The organism is Pseudomonadota bacterium, assembly GCA_018823285.1.
Classification (GTDB): domain Bacteria; phylum Desulfobacterota; class Desulfobulbia; order Desulfobulbales; family JAGXFP01; genus JAHJIQ01.
On the sequence record JAHJIQ010000082.1, the window covers coordinates 1 to 2,207 of the forward strand.

A 2,207-nucleotide genomic window follows, 5' to 3' on the forward strand; every position below is an offset into this window, starting at 1 on the left:
ACCTCGGGCACGCCGTGACCCTGCGCTTCGGGCGCCCAGCGGCGCACGATGTTCGAGACCAGGACCAGGCCTACGATCGGCAGCAGCACCACGAAGGGGCTGCCGAGCACGGGTGCGAGCAGCCGATCCCCACCAGCGAAGGCCACGCGGTTGACCGATGCGATCAGCCAGCGGAACACGATGGCGCCCACGCCGCCGCCGAGCCCCACCCCGATTGCTTGCAGCAGGGCGCCGACGTTCTCCGACCGGCTGAAAGGCACGTAGCCGCGAGCCCTCGACGCGAATCGACGCCACGTGCCGACGCGACCGTGCTCGGTTCCGCTGCTCGCGGCAGGTGCTGGCCCGGGACTCGGGGGCTCGTCGTCCCCCTCTTGCTCAGTATCGGTAGTCGTCACGCTTGAACGGCCCGTCGATGGGTATGCCCAGGTAGCTGGCTTGCTCTTCGCTCAGACGGGTGAGCCTGACGCCCAGCTTGGCGAGGTGCAGCCGCGCCACCTCCTCGTCGAGCCGCTTGGGCAGCAGGTACACCTGGTTGTCGTAGGTGCCGGCCTTCTGCCACAGCTCCAGCTGGGCGAGCACCTGATTGGTGAACGAGCTGCTCATCACGAAGCTCGGGTGACCGGTGGCGCAGCCGAGGTTGAGCAACCGCCCTTCGGCGAGCATCAGCACGGAGTGACCATCGGGGAAGATCCACTCGTCGTACTGCGGCTTGATGGGGTTCTTTCTCACGCCCGGGACCTTGGCCAGCCCGGCCATGTCGATCTCGTTGTCGAAGTGGCCGATGTTGCCGACGATGGCCTGGTCCTTCATGCGTGCCATTTGCGCGGCGGTGATCACGTCGCGATTGCCGGTGGCGGTCACGAAGATGTCTGCGGTGCCGAGGTGGTCCTCGACGGTGCCGACCTCGAAGCCCTCCATGGCTGCCTGCAGCGCGCAGATGGGATCGATCTCGGTCACGACTACCCGGCAGCCCTGACCACGCAACGCCTGGGCGCAGCCCTTGCCCACCTCGCCGTAGCCGCACACCACCGCCACCTTGCCGCCGATCATCACGTCCGAGGCGCGGTTGAGCCCGTCGATGAGCGAGTGGCGGCAGCCGTAGATGTTGTCGAACTTGCTCTTGGTGACCGAGTCGTTCACGTTGATCGCCGGGAACAGCAGCTCGCCCTTCTTCTCCATCTCGTAGAGCCGGTGCACCCCGGTGGTGGTCTCTTCGCTCACCCCGACGATGGCCTTGGCCAGCGGTTGCCAGCGGCCCGGCTGACGCGCCTGGATGTCGCGTAGCGTCTGCAGCACGCTTCCCCACTCGTCCGGCTCGCACGTTGGGTCGAAGGCCGGGATGGCGCCGGCGCGCTCGAACTCATGGCCTTTGTGGACCAGCAACGTGGCGTCGCCGCCGTCGTCGACGATGAGGGCCGGGCCACTGCCGTCTGGCCAGGTCAGCGCCTCGTTGGTGCACCACCAGTACTCCGCGAGCGACTCGCCTTTCCAGGCGAACACCGCCACACCGCTCGGGCGCTCGGGCGAGCCGTCGCGTCCCACTGCCACCGCCGCGGCCGCGTGGTCCTGGGTGCTGAAGATGTTGCAGCTGCACCAGCGCACGTCCGCACCCAGATCCACCAGGGTCTCGATCAGCACCGCCGTCTGCACCGTCATGTGCAGCGAGCCCATGATCTTCGCGCCGGCGAGCGGCTTGCTCACGCCGTACCGTTCGCGCAGCGCCATCAGGCCTGGCATCTCCTTCTCGGCCAGGCAGATCTCCTTGCGGCCCCACTCGGCTAGCGAGAGGTCCTTGACCTGGTGGTTCTTGCGGGTGGCTTTCATGTGCTGCCTCGGTTGGTTGTGGGCACGGCGGCCGGCCGGCCCGGGGGTGTTCGGGGTGTTCTTGCTGGTGGCGCTCAGCGCTTCCGTCGCGAGGGTTTGTCGGCGCCTCTACGGGCGCTGAGGAGCTGCCAGCGCAGGTGACGGTCGGGGCCTTGCCCGCACCAGGTCGTCGGTATCCGTGCGCGGTGGATGTCACTCAAGCCGGCGTCGCGCGCCAGCGCCTCGATCTCGGCGGGCTCGAAGCCGAGCCACAGGTCGGCATGCTGCTCGCGCATGGCCTCGTCGCGGTGCCGCTCGTAGTCGAGCACGACCACCATGCCGCCCGGCTGCGGCCCACTCGGTGCCCGGCACAGCGCCGTCAGCGCTGCCATGGCCCGTGCGGG

3 protein-coding genes are annotated in these 2,207 nt (G+C 68.5%); all 3 read right to left on the minus strand.

The genetic code is table 11. The features are described 5' to 3' along the window. On the minus strand, positions 1-260 hold a 260-nt coding region (locus KKG35_17325; GenBank protein MBU1739893.1), incomplete at its 3' end, for a chloride channel protein. A 115-nt stretch (positions 261-375) separates the two neighbouring features. Further along, the gene (ahcY, locus tag KKG35_17330; GenBank protein MBU1739894.1) at positions 376-1,824 is read right to left on the minus strand and encodes an adenosylhomocysteinase; all 1,449 of its coding nucleotides are present in this window, start codon (positions 1,822-1,824) and stop codon (positions 376-378) included. A 74-nt stretch (positions 1,825-1,898) separates the two neighbouring features. Beyond that, a partial coding sequence (locus tag KKG35_17335) for an ArsR family transcriptional regulator (protein ID MBU1739895.1) occupies positions 1,899-2,207 on the minus strand: 309 nt, incomplete at its 5' end.

What these genes read in the sequence shown, in the direction of transcription:
- ahcY (MBU1739894.1), bottom strand. Translation starts at nt 1,824, where the DNA reads ATGAAAGCCACCCGCAAGAACCACCAGGTCAAGGACCTCTCGCTAGCC.